This is a genomic window from Hymenobacter psoromatis, assembly GCA_001596155.1.
In the GTDB taxonomy this organism is placed as follows: domain Bacteria; phylum Bacteroidota; class Bacteroidia; order Cytophagales; family Hymenobacteraceae; genus Hymenobacter.
In genome coordinates this window covers 4,001,104-4,019,385 of the sequence record CP014771.1, presented here as the reverse complement: position 1 = coordinate 4,019,385, position 18,282 = coordinate 4,001,104, and the positions used below count along the sequence as shown (strand labels likewise).

14 protein-coding genes are annotated in these 18,282 nt (G+C 63.1%); 4 read left to right on the top strand and 10 right to left on the bottom strand.

Annotated elements, in window-relative coordinates:
• Window positions 1–94 precede the first annotated feature (94 nt).
• Window positions 95–2,695 (bottom strand): cytochrome C biogenesis protein, encoded by a 2,601-nt coding sequence (locus tag A0257_17205; protein ID AMR28665.1) that lies wholly within the window; start codon window positions 2,693–2,695, stop codon window positions 95–97.
• Between the two features lie 119 nt (window positions 2,696–2,814).
• Between A0257_17205 and A0257_17200 the strand changes: the two genes are divergently transcribed.
• Complete coding sequence (locus A0257_17200; protein AMR28664.1) at window positions 2,815–5,562, top strand: hypothetical protein; 2,748 nt, start codon at window positions 2,815–2,817, stop codon at window positions 5,560–5,562.
• A 4-nt stretch (window positions 5,563–5,566) separates the two neighbouring features.
• On the opposite strand, the gene A0257_17195 is transcribed toward A0257_17200, so the two are convergent.
• The 9 genes from A0257_17195 to A0257_17155 form a co-directional block, all read right to left on the bottom strand.
• The gene (locus A0257_17195) at window positions 5,567–6,331 is read right to left on the bottom strand and encodes a hypothetical protein (GenBank protein ID AMR28663.1); all 765 of its coding nucleotides are present in this window, start codon (window positions 6,329–6,331) and stop codon (window positions 5,567–5,569) included.
• Window positions 6,332–6,549: 218 nt separating this feature from the next.
• Window positions 6,550–7,626: a hypothetical protein gene (locus A0257_17190; protein ID AMR28662.1), complete on the bottom strand. Its 1,077-nt coding sequence runs from the start codon at window positions 7,624–7,626 to the stop codon at window positions 6,550–6,552.
• A gap of 118 nt (window positions 7,627–7,744) precedes the next feature.
• A complete protein-coding gene (locus A0257_17185) occupies window positions 7,745–8,185 on the bottom strand; it encodes a cytochrome C biogenesis protein (GenBank protein ID AMR28661.1) in 441 nt (146 codons plus the stop codon).
• 19 nt (window positions 8,186–8,204) lie between these two features.
• On the bottom strand, window positions 8,205–8,453 hold the full coding sequence (locus A0257_17180) for a hypothetical protein (GenBank protein ID AMR28660.1): 249 nt from the start codon (window positions 8,451–8,453) through the stop codon (window positions 8,205–8,207).
• The gene (locus A0257_17175; GenBank protein AMR28659.1) at window positions 8,434–9,117 is read right to left on the bottom strand and encodes an ABC transporter permease; all 684 of its coding nucleotides are present in this window, start codon (window positions 9,115–9,117) and stop codon (window positions 8,434–8,436) included. The genes A0257_17180 and A0257_17175 overlap by 20 nt, the downstream gene beginning before the upstream one ends.
• Window positions 9,118–9,130: 13 nt before the next feature.
• Window positions 9,131–9,778 (bottom strand): methyltransferase type 11, encoded by a 648-nt coding sequence (locus A0257_17170; protein ID AMR28658.1) that lies wholly within the window; start codon window positions 9,776–9,778, stop codon window positions 9,131–9,133.
• A gap of 105 nt (window positions 9,779–9,883) precedes the next feature.
• Entirely contained in the window at window positions 9,884–10,531 is a 648-nt protein-coding gene (locus tag A0257_17165; protein AMR29822.1) for an ABC transporter permease, read from the bottom strand.
• Between the two features lie 144 nt (window positions 10,532–10,675).
• Complete coding sequence (locus A0257_17160) at window positions 10,676–14,035, bottom strand: hypothetical protein (GenBank protein AMR28657.1); 3,360 nt, start codon at window positions 14,033–14,035, stop codon at window positions 10,676–10,678.
• Window positions 14,036–14,169: 134 nt separating this feature from the next.
• Window positions 14,170–15,246 carry a hypothetical protein gene (locus A0257_17155; GenBank protein ID AMR28656.1) on the bottom strand — a complete coding sequence of 359 codons (1,077 nt, stop codon included), beginning with the start codon at window positions 15,244–15,246 and terminating at the stop codon, window positions 14,170–14,172.
• 186 nt (window positions 15,247–15,432) lie between these two features.
• Here A0257_17155 and A0257_17150 point away from each other — a divergent pair, with 186 nt between their 5' ends.
• The 3 genes from A0257_17150 (at window position 15,433) to A0257_17140 (ending at window position 18,217) form a co-directional block, all read left to right on the top strand.
• Window positions 15,433–16,077 (top strand): MBL fold hydrolase, encoded by a 645-nt coding sequence (locus A0257_17150; GenBank protein AMR28655.1) that lies wholly within the window; start codon window positions 15,433–15,435, stop codon window positions 16,075–16,077.
• A 174-nt stretch (window positions 16,078–16,251) separates the two neighbouring features.
• Window positions 16,252–17,442 carry a hypothetical protein gene (locus tag A0257_17145; GenBank protein ID AMR28654.1) on the top strand — a complete coding sequence of 397 codons (1,191 nt, stop codon included), beginning with the start codon at window positions 16,252–16,254 and terminating at the stop codon, window positions 17,440–17,442.
• A 19-nt stretch (window positions 17,443–17,461) separates the two neighbouring features.
• Complete coding sequence (locus tag A0257_17140; GenBank protein AMR28653.1) at window positions 17,462–18,217, top strand: CDP-diacylglycerol--serine O-phosphatidyltransferase; 756 nt, start codon at window positions 17,462–17,464, stop codon at window positions 18,215–18,217.
• The last annotated feature ends 65 nt before the right edge of the window (window positions 18,218–18,282 follow it).

The following is an 18,282-nucleotide window of genomic DNA, read 5'->3' as shown; positions in this document are numbered from 1 at the left end:
TTTCCACTTCGTGCGCGAGCAGAGCGAGCAGACGGCACCGCACGGCGCGAACGACGATGCTCGCTGCGCTCGCGCACGAAGTGGAAACTTCGCGCTACGCCACGGCCTGAGGGCGGGCAGCGCCAGCGCGGCCGGTGTTGCGGGGGGTAGGCGCGGGGGCTTCGGCGCGGGCGGCGCGGCGCTGCCGCATGCTCAGCACCAGGCCAAAGCCCATGAGCAGCGTACCGCCCCACAGCAGGTTGATGAAGGGCTTTTCGGTGGCTTTGAGGATGATATAGTCCTTGCCGGTGGTGCTGATGGCGAAAGTAAACTTGCCTTTCACGGGGTCAATCTGGTCGAGGGTAATCTTGAGGCCCAGGTCTTCGATGATTTCGGGCACATGGCCCACCTCGCGGTCGCGCAACAGAAACACGGGGTGCGCGTGGTACTGGCGGCCCTTCTCGCCGGTGATAATCATGTCGGCCTGCAAGGCAATGTCGCCGGGCAGCAGCTTGATGCCGGGCACCTCATGCGCCTGCTCAATGGCCCGGAACACGGCGAAATAGTCGTTCAAAAAAAGCGTATCGCCCACGCTCAGCTCGTGCGGAATGGCGGGCGACCACGGAATCTCTTTGCGCGGGTCGGGCACCGACGAAATGTGCGAGTAAATATCGTGGTCCCAGAAGCGCTGCAAGGCCGGCGAAGCCAGCAGGCCGCCCATCTCCTCATTGACCTGGGCGCGGGGGTAGAGCGTGAATTGCTGGCCCGTCTTTTTATCCTTGTACTCGACGCGATAATACGTGTTTTCGGGTCGGATGGTGAGCGTGTCGCCGGTGTGGTACAGGGTCTGGCCCTGGCTCTTGATGTCGGCGCGGGCCACGGCCTTGTACTCGTCGTCGGTGCGGTAGAGCAGGGTAGTGTTGATGTAGTCGGGCACGCCGGGCGCTTCGAGGTACTGGCCGGTGTAGGTCACGTCGTAGCCGTTCATATCGCCGGTTTCGTTGCGCCACAGCAGCACGTTTTCCTCGTTGTCCTTGTCGTTCATCTCGCGCGAAATGAGCTTGCCGCTGATGTTGCGCGAGATGGTGTTGGAGTAGCCCGCCGAGCCCAGGATGCCGAGCAGCATCAGCGCAATGCCCAGGTGGGCCACCGCCCCGCCCGAGAGCGTCACCTTGCGGCGCCACAGCCCAAACAAGGTGCTGGCATTGGTCATAATGCCGAACAAGCCGGCCAGCAGCAGCATCACGTAAGGCCCCGACATGGAGTGGCCAAAATAGCGCGTGAGCAGCACTACCAGCGCCGTGCCCAGCAGGGCCAGCATGGTGGGGGTAGCAAGCGCGTTGATGACGGTGTGCTTGTCGTTGCGCTGCCACCACATCACCTGCCCGATGCCCGAGAGGAAGCCGATGAGCACGCCCGTCCACAGCTGAATGCGGGTGTAGTGCTGAATCTGGTCGGCCGGCAAGGCCAGGTTCGATTTAATACCGATGAAGCCCAAAAAAGCATTATACACCGGAATGCTGGTGGTGGCTACTACCTGGAACGCTGCCAGGCACAGCACCGTAGCGCCCACGAATACCCACAATTCAGGGCTGTAGGCGGTCAGCTCTTTCTCCGAAACCGGGATGGATTTCCAGCGGTAGGCCAGCAGCGCGACGGCCCCCACGGTGAAGAACGCCAGGTAGATAATGAGCTGGCCGGACAGGCCCAGGTCGGTAAACGAATGCACCGAGGCGTTGCCCAGCACGCCGCTGCGCGTCAGGAACGTAGCGTAGAGAATGAGTACGAACGTGGCCACCACCAGGGCGTAGGCCGTGCGCAGGCCCGTGCGCCGCCGCTGCCACAGCACCATGCCGTGCAGGGCCGCGATGAGCACCAGCCAGGGAATAAATACGGCATTTTCCACGGGGTCCCAGTTCCAGAAGCCGCCGAAGTTGAGGGTTTCGTAGGCCCAGTAGGCCCCCATCATGATGCCGACGCCCAGCACCGCACCGCCGAGGGCGGTCCAGGGCAGGGCGGGCTTGACCCAAGTGGTCAGCTCTTTTTTCCAGAGGCCCGCCATAGCGAACGCGAACGGCACCAGCGTGAGGGCAAAGCCCAGGAAGAGCGTAGGCGGGTGAATCACCATCCAGTAATTCTGGAGCAGGGCGTTGAGGCCCATGCCGTCTTTGGGCACGAAATCGGGCTGGGTTTTCCACACCGGCAGGTCCACCAGGAAGTTGCGCAGCAGCATAAACGGCGACGAGCCGACCTTCACGCCGGCCACCACCACGCCCAGAATCATGCTCACCAGGAAGGTTTGCACCGTGGCAAAAATGGCCAGCACCGGCGCTTCCCACTGCTTGTTGAACCTCATAATGCCCAGGCCAATAACCACGTGCCAGAATATCCAGAGCAGAAAGCTACCCTCCTGGGCTTCCCAGAAGCAGGAAATGATGTACTGCACCGGCAGGTGGTTGCTGGAGTGCGCCCAGGCGTAGTAGTACTCGTAGCGGTGGTGGGCAATAATATTAAACAAGCAGCCCACCACGACCAGCACCGCCGCGCCGTGCGTGAAAAACGCGCCCCGCGCCAGCCGCAGCCAGCTGGCATCGGCCTGGCCCAGCGCCCGGCCCCGCGCCGCCTGAAAATAGCCGTAGGCCGCCACCGCCGCCGCCACGAAGGCCACGATGACGCTGGCCTGACCGAGGTTTCCGATAAATAAATTCACGAGCAAACTGTTTTTTTGGCAAAGGTACCGCCTGGCGGGCGGGCGGGGGCAGCCAACGGGCAACCGCTTACGACCAGGTGGCTGGCTTTTTGTTTACCTTCAAAGCCGGTTAGCTTCTACATCTTATGCCCTCTTCCGGTTCCCTACCCCTCGCTGCCACCGTGGCTCCGCTGGCCCCTGCCCCCGGCCGCCTGGCCGAGCTGGAGCAGGCGCTGCACCAGGCCCGCGCCGAGGCAGACCTGGCCCGCCAGCACCTCGCGGCCCTCACGGGCAACCTGAACGAGGGCATGATACTGGTTGGGGCCGACTACCAGGTGGTGTTGATTAACGACCAGGTTTGCCAGGTTTTTAGCCTGCCGCTGCCCGCCAGCCAGTGGGTGAGCCAGCCACTGGCCGAGATAATGGCCCGCGCCCGCGCGTGCATGGCCGACCCCGCGGCCTATGATGCCGAGACTACCCAGGCCCTGACCTGCGGCGTCGGCAAGCAGCTGCTGCGGCTGGCCGACGGCCGCCTGCTGGAACGCGACGTGCGCGCCGTGCGGCTAGGGGACGAAGCCGGCTGGCTGCTCAGTTACCGCGACCTGACGGCGCAGCACCAGGCCCTGACCCAGCGCGATGCCCAGCGCACGTTCTACGAAACGCTGCTCGACGAAGTGCCGGTGGAAATTGTGGTGCTCGATGAGCAGCGCCGCTACCTCTACGCCAACCCTCGGGCCGTGCCCGACCCGGCCCACCGCGCCTGGCTGCTGGGCCGCACCATTGACGAATATTGCGCGCGCTATGCCTTCCCGATAGCCCTGGCCGAGCAGCGCAACCGCATGTTTGAGCAGGTGGAAGCGAGCACCGAGCCCGTTTTTTGGGATGACCGCACGCCCACGGCCGATGGGCCGGTATATCACCAGCGACACTTCACCCTGCTTTCGGGGGCAGCGCCGGGCTTGCCCTACATGCTGGGCTGCGGCCTCGACGTGACGGCTCGCGTGCGGGCCGAGGAGCGCAGCCAGCGCAGCGAACTGGCCCGGCGCGAGCAGCAGGAATTTATGCGTCATATCCTCAACACTGGTCCCAACCCGGTGTATGTGCGCGATGCGGCCGGTGGCCTCATCTTTGGCAACCAGGCGCAGCTGCAGCTGGAAGAAGAAGCCGGCCACCTGCCAGCCAGCGAGGCCCTGCGGCAAGCCAGAAAGTGCGAGGCCGCCAAGCAAGCCGCCGTGAATGCGCAGGTGCTGGCCACGCACCAGGAAGTACAGGCCGAAGAATCGAGCACCCTGCTCACGGGAGAGCAGCGCTGGTTTTACAGCGTGAAGCGCCCCCTGGTGCGGCCCGGTGGCGCGGTGCAGGTGCTGAGCGTGAGCACCGACATCACGGCCCTGAAGGCGGCCCGGCTGGCGGCCGAAGAAGCCGTGCGGACCCGCGAAAACTTCCTGGCCATGATGAGCCACGAAATTCGCACCCCCATGAGTGGCGTGCTGGGCATGGCGGCCTTGCTGGCCAAAACGGCCCTGAGCACGCAGCAGCAGGATTTTTTGCGCTCCATTCGCAGCTCGGGCACCCACCTGCTGGGCGTGCTGAACGACGTGCTCGACGTGTCGAAAATTCAGGCGGGCAAGCTGGCCCTGGAGCGCACCATCTTTCACCTGCACGAAGCCGTGCGGCAGGCCGTGGCCCCGCTGGCGCTGGAGGCGCAGGCCAAGGGTCTGGCGTTCGTCATCGAGCCCTTCACCAGCCCCGCTGAGCCGTGGGTCCTCAGTGACCCGTTTCGGCTTAACCAAGTGCTGCTCAACCTGCTCAGCAATGCCATCAAGTTTACCAGCAGCGGGCGCGTGTGCCTGCGCAGCTACCTGGTAGCCAGCACTGACGACGAATTGCACGTGCGCTTTGAGATAGAAGACTCGGGGGTAGGCATCGAGGCCGAGGCGCTGGGGCGCATCTTCGAAAGCTTTACCCAGGCCCACGCCGACACCAGCCGGCGCTACGGCGGCACGGGCCTGGGCCTGAGCATCAGCCGGGCGCTGGTGGCGCAGCTGGGCGGCGAGCTGGTGGTCAGCAGCACCTTGGGGCAGGGCAGCACATTCTCGTTTATGCTGCCGCTCACCCGCACCACCGCGCCCCCGCCTACCCCCCCGCCGGCCACCAATAGCGGGCTGCTGGCGGGCTGCCGGGCATTGCTGGCCGAAGACAACCCCGTGAACCGCACCGTGGCCCGCCTGCACCTGCTGCAATGGGGCGTGCTGGTGGACGAAGCCGAGGATGGCCCCACGGCCCGGCACCTGCTGGAGCAAAATGCCTACGACATCGTGCTCATGGACATTCAGATGCCCGGTATGAGCGGCCTGGAAGTGACCCAGCACCTACGCCAGAACCCCGACTCCGGGCGGGCCGCCACGCCCATTCTGGCCCTCACGGCCAACGCGTTTCGGCAGGAAAATGAGCAGTACCTGGCCGCGGGCCTCGACGACTACCTGGCCAAGCCTTTTGCCGAAGAGCAGCTGTATGCCAAGCTGGTAGCGCTGCTGCGCCGGCCCGCCCCCCCCTACAGCCTCAGCCAGCTGCGGCAGGAGGCGCGCGGCAACCGGGCCTTCGTGGCGGGCATGGTGGAGTCGTTTTTGAAGCACACTCCCCCCAATCTGGAGCGCCTGCGGGGTGCCGCCGCCGCCCACGACTGGGCCACCGTGGCCGAGTTGGTCCACCACATCAAGCCCAACCTCATCACCCTCAACATAGCGGGAGCCCTAGCCCCGGTGCACACCCTGGAGAAAGCCCCCGTGCAACTGCCTGCCCCCGACGAGGCCCTGCGCCAAGCGGCCGTGGCCCAGCTGCTGGCCGCCGTGGAGGCTACCCTGCGTGAGCTGCCCGCCGAGCTGGCCAAGTAGCGCGCTAGATGCCCCGCAGCCGGCGAAAAAAGGATTCCTGGTAGGCTTTGGCCACCGGAATAGTGTGGCCGCCAGGCAATTGCAGCTGGTTGTCTTCCACGGCCTCAATGCACTGCGTATTCACCATGTAGGAGCGGTGTACCCGCATGAAGTGCGCGAAGGGCAGCTTCTCTTCCAGCGTTTTGAGGGTAGCGTAGAGAATGTGCTTGTGCTTGGCAGTTACCAGCACCGAGTACATCGACATGGCCTCGATATAGAGCACCTCATCGAAGTTGACGCGGGTGAGGCGGTTGTTTATCTTCAAAAACAGGCTGTTGCCCTCCGCGTTGAACATGGGCGCGGCGTTGGGGGTCGCGGGGGGGGGTAGGGCCGCCCGCTTGCTCCGAATGCGGTCAACATTGCGAATAAAGCGGGCGTAGTCGAGCGGCTTCACCAGGTAATCAGCCACTTGCAGCTCAAAGGCATCAACGGCGTAGTCGCGGTGCGATGTCACGAGCACCACCTCGGGCAGGGGCTTGGGCAAGATGCGCACCAGCTCCAGACCCGTGAGCTTGGGCATGTTGATATCGAGCAGCAGCACGTCGGCGGTGCCGCCGGTGCGGAAGTAGTTCAGGCAGGCAACCCCGTCGGCAAAGGCCCCGGCCAGCGTCAGCCCTTCGGTGATATCCACATAATGTTCCAGCATCAACCGGCTCATCTCATTGTCATCCACCACCACGCAGGCCAGCGAAGGCAGCGGGATTTCAGAGGTTGGAGAAGCAGTGTTCATAGAAGAATAGAAGAGATAAAGATGGTGAGCACTCGAAACGACTTGAAAGATAGCCGCTAGACTCGCAGTACTGCTACAGCTTGCCTAGAGCCCGCAAGCTATAACCACGCCAGCAAGTGAATTTCACTTTTCGCTCAACACCCTTATTACCAACTCCAACGGCCCAAAGTTATGGGCCAGATAAATTATGCAGGACTCCTGAAGTTCCTACCCCCTGCTCACTGCCCAGCCACCAAGGGCAGCAGCAGGTGCTCCGTGTAGGTGGCCCCGCGCGGCGGGTAGCAGGTAATGGCCACCGCTACTTGCCGCAGGCCCGCGTCAAGCCAGGGCTGGGCATACAGCCGCCCCTGGCCGGGGGTAGTCACGGTCAGCGGCAGCCGGCGCAGCACCTGCCCGGTTTCGGCATTGCTGATAATAATGGCCAGCTGCGCCCGGCGGGGGTAGCGCGCCAGCGGCAAGGTCAGAAACGCACTCCCCGCGGCCACCGCCCCCGGCATGATGGGCCGCAGCTGGCTATAGGCCAGCCACTGCTGCCGCAACAGCGTGGGCGGGCCGTCGGCGGGTTCGCCCTCGGCCACTATCTGGTAGAGGTATTGGCCGGGGCCGGGCAGGGTATCGGTGAGGGTGTAGGCGGCGCGACGCCGGCCGTAGGTATTGATAGTCAGCGGCTCGCGCCGGATTTCGCGGCTCCGGAACTCGTGCGCCTCGCGGCGCAGTACCCGGCAGTAGCGCGCCGAAGCCAGCGAGTCAGGTACCTGCCAACTCAGCGTTATTACCCGGCTCATGGGGGGTAGGCCCGGCGGCACGGCGGGCGCGGGCACCACCGGCAGCCCACGCGCCTGCCCACTCACTTGCAGCGTAAAAGTGCAGTAGTCTTTGAGGTAGCCATCGACATCGAGCAGGTAGGGCTGACCGGCTTGCAGGTTGGGCAGCGCCACGAACAGGTCGTCCTGCGTGCCGAGCGAATTGCACGACAGAATGCGGTACGTGGCTGGCTGGCACGGCGTGCCGGTGAGTACCACCAGTTGCACGCCGCGCACGTCGCGGCAGCGCTGCCCGCCAATATTCACGTAGTAAGTGCCCGAAACCAATGGCCGAAACTCAAACCACTGGTCGTTGTGGTACTCAATGCACTTGCCGGTGAGGCGCTCATCTACGCAGGCGCGCTGCACGGTGCAGCCCACGGTGCTGGAGGTGATGGTTTCCTCGGCGCGCAGCACCCGGCGGTTTTCAATGTTGTCGTTGGCCGCCTGGGCGTGGCTCTTGAACAGCAGCAAAGCAAAAAAGAACGTCATGCTGAGCTTGCCGAAGCATCTCGCTCGCACCGTTAGGTTACTAAATCCAACGATGCGAGCGAGATGCTTCGGCAAGCTCAGCATGACGTTCTTTTTTCTTTGCTGAAAAGCCAGGCGGCTAATTATTCATGGCCGTGGCGGGCGGGCCGGTTTTGCCGAGGTCTTTCTCCACGTACTTGCTGGGGCACTTGGTCAGAATCTGGTCGGCTTCAAAGACGCCGTTTTTCATGGCACCCACGATTACTACCTGCTCCGACTTGTCGAGGTCCTGGGGCTTGGGGTTGCGATATACTACGCGCTGGGCCACGTGCAGGGTATCCATCATGGTGAAGGCGAAGTAATTAGGATTCACCATCGGGTCGTATTCCAGGCCCACGGGGCGCTTGTCGGCGTCGCGGGGCAGGGTGCCTACTACGTGCACTTTGGCTGGGTTGCCGGCCGCCGCCTGCTGCCGGGCAACGGCGAAGGTCGAATACGTGCTGGCATCCGACATGGTGCTGATGATGATGCCGACCGCGGCCGCAATTATCACCAGGATAAAAATGTGTGACTTTTTCATAACGCTTCTATAAAGTTACCTACCGTTCCTGCAACTCGCGCTCCAGACGGCTCACTTTGCCGTCGAGGCGCACCAGATAAGCCAGCAACCCGCTGAGGATGATGACGATAACTAGCACTACCACATAGATTTTACCGCTGGCGCGCAGGGCGTCGGCCATTTCGGGCTGGTCGGCGGCCACGGCGTTGGTCTGGGCCAGGGCCGCGCCCGCCAGCAGCAGCAGGGGTAGCAGCAAGGCACCGGCGCGACTAAGCAAGTTGTTTTTCATCGGGCTGATTTTCATAAAGCTTTTCTTCCACAAAGGCCAGGCGGCAAGCCACTTCCGTAATCCAGACGCCGAGCAGCGTCCAGCCAATCACGGCGGGGTAGAACACCATTCGCATGGCGCTGTCAAGGTCGTATTTTGAGAAGCCAGGGTTGCCGCCCATGCCGGGGTGCAGCGACGCCGACGCCATCCGGGGCATAATAAACAAGAGCGGAATGAGCGCCGCGAACGCAAAAATATTGTAAATCGCGGAAAGCCGCGCCCGCTGCTGCTCGTCGTTCACCGCGCCGCGCAACACTAAGTAAGCCAGATAGATGAGCATGGTCACGGCCGCGCCGTTGAGCTTCACATCGGTGGTCCACCAGGTGCCCCAGGTGTAGCGCGCCCACAGGCTGCCGGTCATTAACCCCAAGACGCCCAGCAGGATACCCGTCTTGGCCGACTCGTGGGCCAGGATATCAAGGCGCGGGCTCGGATTACGCAAGTAGCGAATGGAATTGACCACCGAGGCCAGCAGAATGATGGTCATGCCGAACCACATCGGCACGTGGAAGTACAGGTTGCGCTCCGTTTCGTTGAGGATGGCCAGGCGCGGCACATGGCCCAGCAAGCCCATGACAACCGTGTAGAGTAGCAGCCCAATAGTCAGGTATTTCCACCACTTCATAGGGAGTTAAGAGTTAAGAGTGAGGAGTTGATGAGCGCAACAACTGTTTGTCGGCGCGGGCTACCACGCCGTAGAGCGGGTCGCCGTGCGTGGGGCGGTGGGCATACACTTCGGCGGGGCCGAAGCCGGCGGCCTCAAAATAATGCTTGACCAGTCCGGCGTGGCCGGCGTCGTCGAGAGCCTGCCAGGCATACACGGCCTTGTCGGGGAAGCAGCGGTTGGAAAACGTGACGACCAGCGGCGCGCCCGGCCGCAGCACTCGCGCCAATTCGGCGAAAACCTCGACTGGTCGCGTCAGGTATTGCACTGATACGCAGATGCCCGCGCCGTCAAAATTGTGGTTGCCGTAGGGCAGGGTAGGTTGCTCGTTGAGGTCCTGCACCAAGCGCTCTGTGAGGCGCGGGTTGTGGGCCAGCTCAGTCCTATTCATGCCCAGGCCGGCCACGCGACCGTAGGAAACCTCGGCGGGCAGGTGGCTAATCCAACTGCTCATTAAATCCAGAATATCGCCGCCGGCCGGCAAAAACTGCCGGTACAGCTGCGTCACGGCCGCCACGGCACCGGGGTCAATGTGCGTGACGAGGCGCTCGAAACGGTAAAACTCCCCATCGGGCGCTTCGTCGTGGCGGGCAAACGCCTGAGGCGGGAGGTCAATTATCATTTAACAGTTATCAATCATCATTTAACAATTTCTCAGTCAGCACTTAGGCAATCAATAGCTTTTGAAAAGCTGCTAATTGATAATTGCTCACTGATAACTGAAAAACTAGCTGCGCCACAGGAACGGAAACAACAGATAAGACACCGCGCCCAGGATAAAGTTCAGCGCGACCAGCGTAATCACGGCGCTTTGGCTGACGTCCCAGGGCAGACCGTCGAGGGCATTTTTGCTCACCTTCACCAGCAATAGCAGCACGGGCACCAGCACCGGCAGGCCCAGCACGGCCAGCAGTGTGCCGCCCCCGCCTTGCCCCGCCCGCGCCGCAATGCCCGCCACCAGCGTCAAGGACGAGGCCAGGCTCACGGCCCCCAGCGCAATGCTGAGCGCGTAGGTGGGCCAGTCCTGCACGGGGTTGCCGAGCAGCAGCGTGTAGAGTAGCAGCCCCGGAATGGCCAATGCCAACAGCAGCAGGGCGTTATAGATAATCTTGGCCAGCACCACGGCTTCGGGCCGCGCCACGGTGTAGTAATAAAGCCGCAGGCCAGCCGACTCCTGGGCCAGCCCGCGCCCGGCCGCGCCCAGCGCCGCAAACAGTAGAATTATCCAGAACAACGCGTTCCAGGCCGGGGCCGGCGGCGCGCCCCCGCGAAAGCTGAAGCTGAGGTAGCTCACGAACACCGTGCCGCCCATGTAGAGCAGCAGGCCGCCCAGCGCGCTGCGCTGCCGCCACTCCAGGCGCAGGTCTTTCAGCAGCAACAGCCAGATTTCAGCGGGTAGCGACACAGGGCAAAGGTACAAAGCACAGTAGGGTGCGGGGCTTGCCCCCGCCCGTCATTGAACAACTCGCGTTAGATTTGTTCAACGACGGGCGGGGGCAAGCCCCGCACCCTACCCCCCTTAAAAGTCGTGGCCCAGCGTGAAATACGGCTTGGGGCTGGAAGTGATGTAGTTTTCGCGGGCCCAGGCCAGGTCAAACTTGGTGTAGAAGCCCAGCACCGTGCTGCGTATGCCCACGCCGTAGCCCATTAGGAAGGGGTTGTTGAAGTTGGTAACCGTGCCGGAGAAGATGTTGCCATTGCCCCCAAACTTGATGGTGTTGTTGGAGTTGTCTTCGCCAAAAGGGTTGGTGCCGTTGTAGGCCGTGCCCGCGTCGAAGAAGCCGATGACCTGCAGGTTGCGCAAGAAGCCCGAGTAGATGGGCCGGTTGGCGAAATACTGCACAATCGGAACCCGCAGCTCGCTATTAAACAGCACGTAGCGCGAGCCCGTGCGCTTGCTCAGGTCGAAACCACGCAGGTTGGTCACGAATTGCTGGTAGAACATGGTGGTGGGGTCGGGCACGCTCTGGCCGGCCGGCGTCAGCAGCTGCTGGTCGGCGTAGTTCTGGTTTATCCAGTTGTCCATGCCGCCGAGGCGGAAAACCTGCGGGTTGGCACCTGACTGCGCATTGCCAAAAAACTGCCCGTAGCTGGCGCGGTTGGCCCAGATTATCTGGCGGTGCACTTTCTGGTAGTGGCGCAGGTCGATGTAAAACTTGCCGAAGCTATTGGCCTTGCTGCTCACATCGTTCATCTGGAGCACGCCAGCCTTTAGGCGCGTGCCCACCAGCATGTTCACGCCCGTCACCCGCGAGTTGTCGAATACCAGTTCAGCATTATAGCCCCCGTAGTTGCGCGTTTCGTCGTATTCCGTCGAGGCCGTGCCCGTGAGCGAGCGCGAAATGTTGTCGTAGCGTGGGCCGCCGCGCAGGCTCAGGCTGTGCGTGAGGGGGTAGGAAAGGGTGGGCGCGATGGAGTGGCGGCCGTAGCGCAGCAGCTGGCCCGTGCCGTTGGGGTCAAAAAAGTACGCCTGCTTCTGGTAAGCAATGGTCCAGTCAACACGGTGGGTCACGTTGGTGTACGACATGTTGATATTGCTGGTGCGCAGGTCGAGCTTTCCAAAAATACCCGCCTGAAAGCGATGATTCTCAAACGCATCCGACAAGTTGGCTTGCAGCGACACCCCGAAGCCCAGCAGCGGGTCGATGGCGATGCCCGTTATCAGGTTGTCGGCCATGAAGCGCGTATCGTAGCGATACGGCCCCATGATGGTGGGCGTCACGATGCGCGGGGCATTCGCAACCGTAGGCTTGGCATTGCGCCGGGGCCGCACGGGCGTTATGTCCTCATCTTCCTCAAACTGGTAATTGTTGGGGTTGAGCGGGGCGGTGCTGCTGCGCTTGGGCGCGCCGGCCGCCGTGGCGGGGGTAGTGGTCGCGGGCGTTGTTGTGGCGGGTGCCGTTCCGGCGGGCGCGGATTCGGGGGTCGTGGCCGCGATGGCCGGCGTGAGGGGGGTAGGGGCCGGCGCGGCGGGCCGCACCGGGGCGGGCGCGGGCCGCGAGCGCGACTCCAGAATCTGCTGGCGGGCAGTTTTGCCTAGCTTCAGGCTGGCGGGCAGCTCAAAATGGGGGTAGAGATAGAGCAGGTCGCGGGCCTGCACCTGCGCCACGAAGGCCAGCGTGCCCTGCGGCAGGCTGTAGTCAAAATCCTGAATGTTAATGGCAAAGCTACTCACCGGCTGGTGCTGGCCGGTTTTGCGCGAGAAGCGATACAGGCCCCGGATGCCGTTTTCCTCCCCCAGGTACAGAATCTCGTCGTCGGAAATTGGCCGGGGCCGGGTTTCGTTCGAAATAGTGCTCACCAGCGGCTCAATCGGGATGGCGCGGCCGTCGAGGTGGCAGATAAAGAGGTCGTAGTTATTCACCACGTTGGGAAACGTGGCCGGCCGGGCGCGCCCCGTCGAGTCGAGGTAGCGGTTCGAGCTGAAAACGATTTCCTGGCCGCTGGGCATGAACACCGCCTGCTGGTCGTCGAACAGGTCGTCGGTGAGCTTTTCGGGCTGGCGGCTGCCGGCGCGCAGCAGGTAGATATCATTCTGGCCATTCTTCACCGCCGTGAATACCAGCGCCTTGCCATCGATCGAATAGTTCATATCGAGCACCTGGTCGTAGGGTGCGAAAATGGTGGTCGGCTGGCGCAGCTGAATGGCCCCGCGCAGGCGGTCGAGCACGGCCAGGCCGGTGGCATTGTGCACGTGCAGGGCCATGCGGCCGTGCTTCATCTCGGCCACGGCCAGCTGCGAATTGCCGCGCCAGGCCAGCACCGGCAGGCGGGTTTCCACCTGCTGGTCGGGGGTGCGGTAGCCGCCGCTGAGGATGGTGCGGCGGTGGCCGCCGTTGCGGTCAGTCACCACCACGTGGTAGCGGCCCTGCTCATTGGCGGCGTAGGCCAGGTGCTGGCCGTCGGGGCTGAACACGGGCTGCGAGAACACGTCGAGGCCGCGCTTGTTGCGGGTGCTGAGGCGGTTGGCCTCGGTGGGCACCACCAGCGCCGACATCGTTTCGCCCCGGTTGATGTCGCGGTAATAGCCAATCCAGTTGCGCAGAAACACCTTGTACGGCACGTTCAGCGACGACGAGATGCCTACTTCCACGTCGCGGGTAATGCGGGTGAGGTTCAGCACGTTCTGCACCGTGCCATAGCCGTAGCGCTCGGCAATGTAGTTCCAGATGCTGTGGCCCGCCAGGCGCTGGTTGCGCACGAAAAACGGGGCCGTGCGGTTGCCGGTCGGGTACTGGCGCACCATGTCGCGCATGTAGGCGTCCATATCGACGCTCCAGCCCTCGGCCGCGTATGACGACGCGCCGCTGATAAACCAGTCGGGCAGTTGCAGCAGGTAGTTGCTCTGCAGCACTTCGCGCAGCGAGCCGCCGTACATCATGTCGTTGAGCAGCACCTGGGTTATCTGGTAGCTAAGCTCGCGCTTGAAGTCGGTTTGGCGGCCCGTGAAGGCAACTTCCACCTTGGTTTGGCGCGTGAGCTGGGCCTCGCCACCGTTCACGGCGTTGGCCACCGGCAGGCCGATGTTGCTCTGCCGCAGGTCGCCCACCGAATTATACACCATGAGCGTGGTTTTGCTATAAGGGAAATACCCCACCAGCGCCGTGATGCGCTGCAATTCCTGCTCGGCATACTCGGCCGTGCGGCGGGCGCTGGCCTCGCCGCCCTGGTAAAAAAAGACGTTGAAATTCTGGGTCGTAAATTCTTCCCAGTTCAGCTTTTTATACTGAATACGCACCCGGCCGAAGGGCTCCTGGGCGGTTTGGGCCTGGGCGGGCACGGCCCCTACCCCCACCAACACGAGCAACGGCACTACCACGGCCCACCGGACCTGGGCCAGGCCGGCAACACCCCGGCGGAAAAGATGGGAAAGATTCACAGCAAACGGGGTCAGAATTACGAGCGGGAAGGACGAAGCGGGGCAATCGGAAACCCAACCGGCGGGCCGGCAAGGCAGTTTTTCAGGCTAACGCCGCGCGGGGCGGGTCTGGTGCCCTGGCGGGCACCCTTTACTTACGCCGCCGGGTAAAGCGCGTAGTAGCGGGCTAAGTTAACATCGGGCCACAGCTCGCCGCTACCGTCGAAGTAATCGGCGAGCTGCGCGGCCAGGCGCGGGGCCAGGCTCACACCCTTCGAGCCAAAGCCCCCGAAGAGGCTCAGCCACGGCAGGGCGGGATGGCGGCCCAGCAGCGGGCGGCGGTCGCGCACGGCAGGCCGCACCCCGCGCCGCTCGCCCACCACCACGAAGGGCAGGTCGGTGAGCGCCGCGAGCCGGCCGGCCAGCTCGCGCTGGTCGCCATCGTCAGGCACTGCCGCAAAGGGCGGCCAGCGATACGTCGCGCCCACCCGAAACTGCCCGGCCACCATCCCCGGCACCACGTAGGCTCCCCGATTGAGAACCTGCGCCGCGCTGAGGCCGGGCACCGCCACGTCGAGCACCGCGCCCTGGTTGGGGGTGAGCGGCAGCCAGCCGAAGTGCGGGCCGGCCAGCGCGGCCGCGCCCTGGCAGCATACTACGTGCCGGGCGCGCACCTGCCCAGGGGCGTAGCGCACGCCCGTGCCGTCGCTAACGAGGTGCTCCCAACTAAAAGTTTCTTCGCGCAGCCAGCCTTCCGCCCTACCCCCCTCGGCCAGCGCGGCGAGCAGGGCTTCGACCCGCAGGTGGCCGCCGCCGCGCAGCCACGCGCCGCCGTGCGGGGCCAGCAGCCCCGGCCGCTCGATGGGCGCGGTTTCTATCTTCTCCACAAAGCCCTGCCAGGGGTCGTCGGCGGCGCGGGCCAGCAGTTGCTGCTGCTCCTGCGCCGAGCCGAAGACCTTGAGGATGGGCGCGTTCTGGAAAAATTTTTCGCCCAATTCCTGGCTCAGGGCTTGGTAGTAGGCCACGGCGGGGGGTAGGGTTTCGAGGGCGCGCCAGGTGAGGGCGAAGCGCTTGCCGGCCACCGGGTTCATAAGGCCGGCGGCCACGCGGGAGGCGGCGTCGGGCCGCGGCTCGTCATAGACGAGCACGCGGTGGCCGCGCCCGCGCAGCTCGCGGGCCAGCACCGCCCCGGCAATGCCGTGGCCAATGAGCAGGTAGTCGTATTCGGTCATTGATTTAGGACAAAAAATCGTTTGTCATTGCGAGCGCAACGAAGTGGAGCGCGGCAAACTGTCCTTTACGTAGGGGTTAGTAATCCTAACGTGAAGGAAGGATTGCCGCACTCCACTTCGTTGCGCTCGCAATGACAAACGATTTCCTTACCCCAAGCACCAAGCACCAAAACCTATCTTTGCCGGATGCTTCGAATTGTCTGCTTCACGTTCAACGCTTTCAGCGAAAATACTTACCTGCTCATTGACGAGGCCACGCGCGCCACGGCCATCGTGGACCCCGGCACCTACTCGAAGGCCGAGCAGCAGACCTTGAGCAATTATATCGGGGCTGAAAAGCTCGATGTGCAGTTTTTGCTCAATACCCACGCCCACATCGACCACGTGCTCGGCAATGCGTTTGTGCTGCGGCAGTATCCCGGCATCCCGTTTTTGCTGCACACCGACGACCTGCCCACTCTGCGCGCCGTGCAGACCTATGCCGGGCCCTACGGCTTCGAGGCCTACGAGCCGGCCGAGCCCACCGGCGAGCTGGCGGCCGGCCAGGTAGTGGAGCTGGGCGCGAGCGAGCTGCAAGTGCGCTTCGCGCCGGGCCACGCGCCCGGCCACGTGGTGCTCTATGACGCGGCGGGCGGGCAGCTCATCGGCGGCGACGTGCTGTTTAAGGGCAGCGTCGGGCGCACCGACCTGCCGGGCGGCAACCACACTACCCTGCTCCAAAGCATCGAAACCGAGCTATTGACGCTACCCGATGAGACGGTAGTGTTTCCCGGCCACGGCCCCACCACGACCATCGGCGCGGAGCGGCGCAGCAACCCGTTTCTGACGTAGCGCAGGTGTGCTCAGTTGAGAGTTAATAGTTAAGAGTTAAGAGTTAAAATATATCTTCAAATCCCATTAACTCTTAACTCTTACCTCTTACCTCTTAACTCTTAACTCTTACCTCTTACCTCTTACCTCTCAACTCTTACCTCTTACCTCTTAACTCTCCCCTACCCCCCTTCTATGACTTCAACCCGCTACCTTTTGCTGGCCGCCGCCGCACTGCTGAGCCACCTGGCTGCTGCGCAGGGCCTGGTGACGGGCAAGGTGCTGGACAAGCAAACGCGCCAGCCCGTGCCCTACGCCAGCGTGGTGGTGGCGGGCACCACCCAGGGCACGACCAGCAACGCGGAGGGAGAATTTGGGCTACGCGTGGCCCGGCTGCCGGCCAAAGTGCTGGCGTTCAGCCTGGGCTACGGGCGCGACTCGGTGACGGTGACGGCGGCCGGCCCTACCCCCCCGCTGGCGCTGGAAGCCGCGCCCGTGGCGCTGCCGGCCGTAGAGCCGGCCAGCTACGCGGCCGAGCTGCTGGCGCGGGCCTACCGCGTGCTGCAACGCACGCGGGGGCAGGCCCAATACAGCCAGGCGTTTTACCGGCAGGTAACACGCAATGGCGGCGAGCCTACCGAAGTGCAGGAGGCGATATGGGACGTCAAAACCAATAGCGCCGGCCTCGATGGTAGCCGGCTGGCGCAGGGCCGCTACGCCAGCCGGCCAACCCTGATGAATTTCACTAATTTCTCGTTGTATGCCAAGGCCGCTAGCGGGTTCTGCGCCATCGCGGCGGCCGATACAGCCGACTCGCACGCGGTGGTAAGTGCCGATGCAGGCCGGCTTTTTACCTTGCAATACAAGGGCTTAACCCAAGCCAGTGGGCGGGCGGTGGCTGAAATAGCGTTTACCAGCCGGCCGGGTATTACGGCCGTGAGCGGCAGCATCTTCATCGACCCGGCCACCTACCAGGTGCTGCACGCCCGCGCCACCCGGCCCATGCAGGTAACCATTTCCAAGAAAGGCTATAGTGCGAAAAACGACCAGCTAACCGAAGAGATTGACTTCCGGCCCCTGGCGAGCGGTGTGCTGCTCAACTACGTAAAAGTCAGCGCCGCCCTCCTTATCAGCCAGCCCCGCAAGCCCGACACGCCGTTAACGGCTGAGGCACTAACTTATTTCTACGACCAGCAACCGGTGCCCACCGGCCTGCCCTACGCCGGCCCCGTAGGGCCGCTCAGCGACCTGGCCGCCATCAAGCAAAAGCCCTATGACCCCGCCTTCTGGCGCGACAACCCGGTGGTGAAGCGCACGCCACTGGAGGAAGAAATCATTAAGGCTTTTGAGCAGAACAAGTCTTTCGGCACTATCCTTACCAAGTAATAAGCTGCTTTTCAACGTTTTGAAACGACACCTTCCCAATGCCGTTACCTGCCTCAACCTGCTGTGTGGGTGCCTGGCGCTCACGTTCATCTTCCAGGGTGAGCTGGTGCTGGGCGCTTATCTGGTGGGCGCGGGCGCGGTGGCCGACTTCTTCGATGGGCTGCTGGCGCGGGCGCTGCGCGTGTCGTCGCCCATCGGCAAAGACCTCGATTCGCTGGCTGACATGGTAACGTTTGGGGTGGTGCCGGGGGCGATAATATTCCAACTTCTGAATAAAACTGCTCATTTATGGTTCACAGATTACGCCACTCCTTCAGGCATTTGGCGTGTGCTACCATTCCTAGGCTTTACGGTCACTATTTTCTCGGCCCTGCGCCTGGCTAAATTCAACAACGACACGCGGCAGACGACCTCTTTCATCGGGCTCCCTACCCCCGCCTGCACGCTGGTAGTGGCTTCGCTGCCGCTCATTCTGGCCCGCAATGAGTTTGGGCTGGACCGCCTTATTCTGACTCCCTGGCTGCTGCTGGGGCTCACGGTAGTGCTGTCGGGCTTGCTGGTGGCCGAATTGCCACTTTTCGCCCTGAAATTCAAGAATTTGCGGTGGCTGGGAAACCGGCGGCGGTTTATTTTTGTAGGTCTGGCTTTGGTGTTAGTAGCGACGTTGCGGGCGGCAGGAATTCCGCTGGCGGTGCTGCTGTATGTACTGCTGTCGGTGCCCGGCCGGGTGCGCAGCCGCGACGCCGCCGAAACCAGTGCCGCCGGGCCGCAATAAGTTGGCGGGCTCCGCTGTTCGGCTGTTAAGAAGCAGAAAATGATGGTTTAAAGATGGCAGTTTTA

Bases quoted from the DNA above. Each gene is read 5' to 3' on its own strand.
- A0257_17195 (AMR28663.1), bottom strand. From the start codon at position 6,331: ATGAACACTGCTTCTCCAACCTCTGAAATCCCGCTGCCTTCGCTGGCC.
- A0257_17145 (AMR28654.1), top strand. From the start codon at position 16,252: ATGACTTCAACCCGCTACCTTTTGCTGGCCGCCGCCGCACTGCTGAGC.
- A0257_17155 (AMR28656.1), bottom strand. From the start codon at position 15,246: ATGACCGAATACGACTACCTGCTCATTGGCCACGGCATTGCCGGGGCG.
- A0257_17175 (AMR28659.1), bottom strand. From the start codon at position 9,117: ATGAAGTGGTGGAAATACCTGACTATTGGGCTGCTACTCTACACGGTT.
- A0257_17150 (AMR28655.1), top strand. From the start codon at position 15,433: ATGCTTCGAATTGTCTGCTTCACGTTCAACGCTTTCAGCGAAAATACT.
- A0257_17185 (AMR28661.1), bottom strand. From the start codon at position 8,185: ATGAAAAAGTCACACATTTTTATCCTGGTGATAATTGCGGCCGCGGTC.
- A0257_17200 (AMR28664.1), top strand. From the start codon at position 2,815: ATGCCCTCTTCCGGTTCCCTACCCCTCGCTGCCACCGTGGCTCCGCTG.
- A0257_17170 (AMR28658.1), bottom strand. From the start codon at position 9,778: ATGATAATTGACCTCCCGCCTCAGGCGTTTGCCCGCCACGACGAAGCG.
- A0257_17190 (AMR28662.1), bottom strand. From the start codon at position 7,626: ATGACGTTCTTTTTTGCTTTGCTGCTGTTCAAGAGCCACGCCCAGGCG.
- A0257_17180 (AMR28660.1), bottom strand. From the start codon at position 8,453: ATGAAAAACAACTTGCTTAGTCGCGCCGGTGCCTTGCTGCTACCCCTG.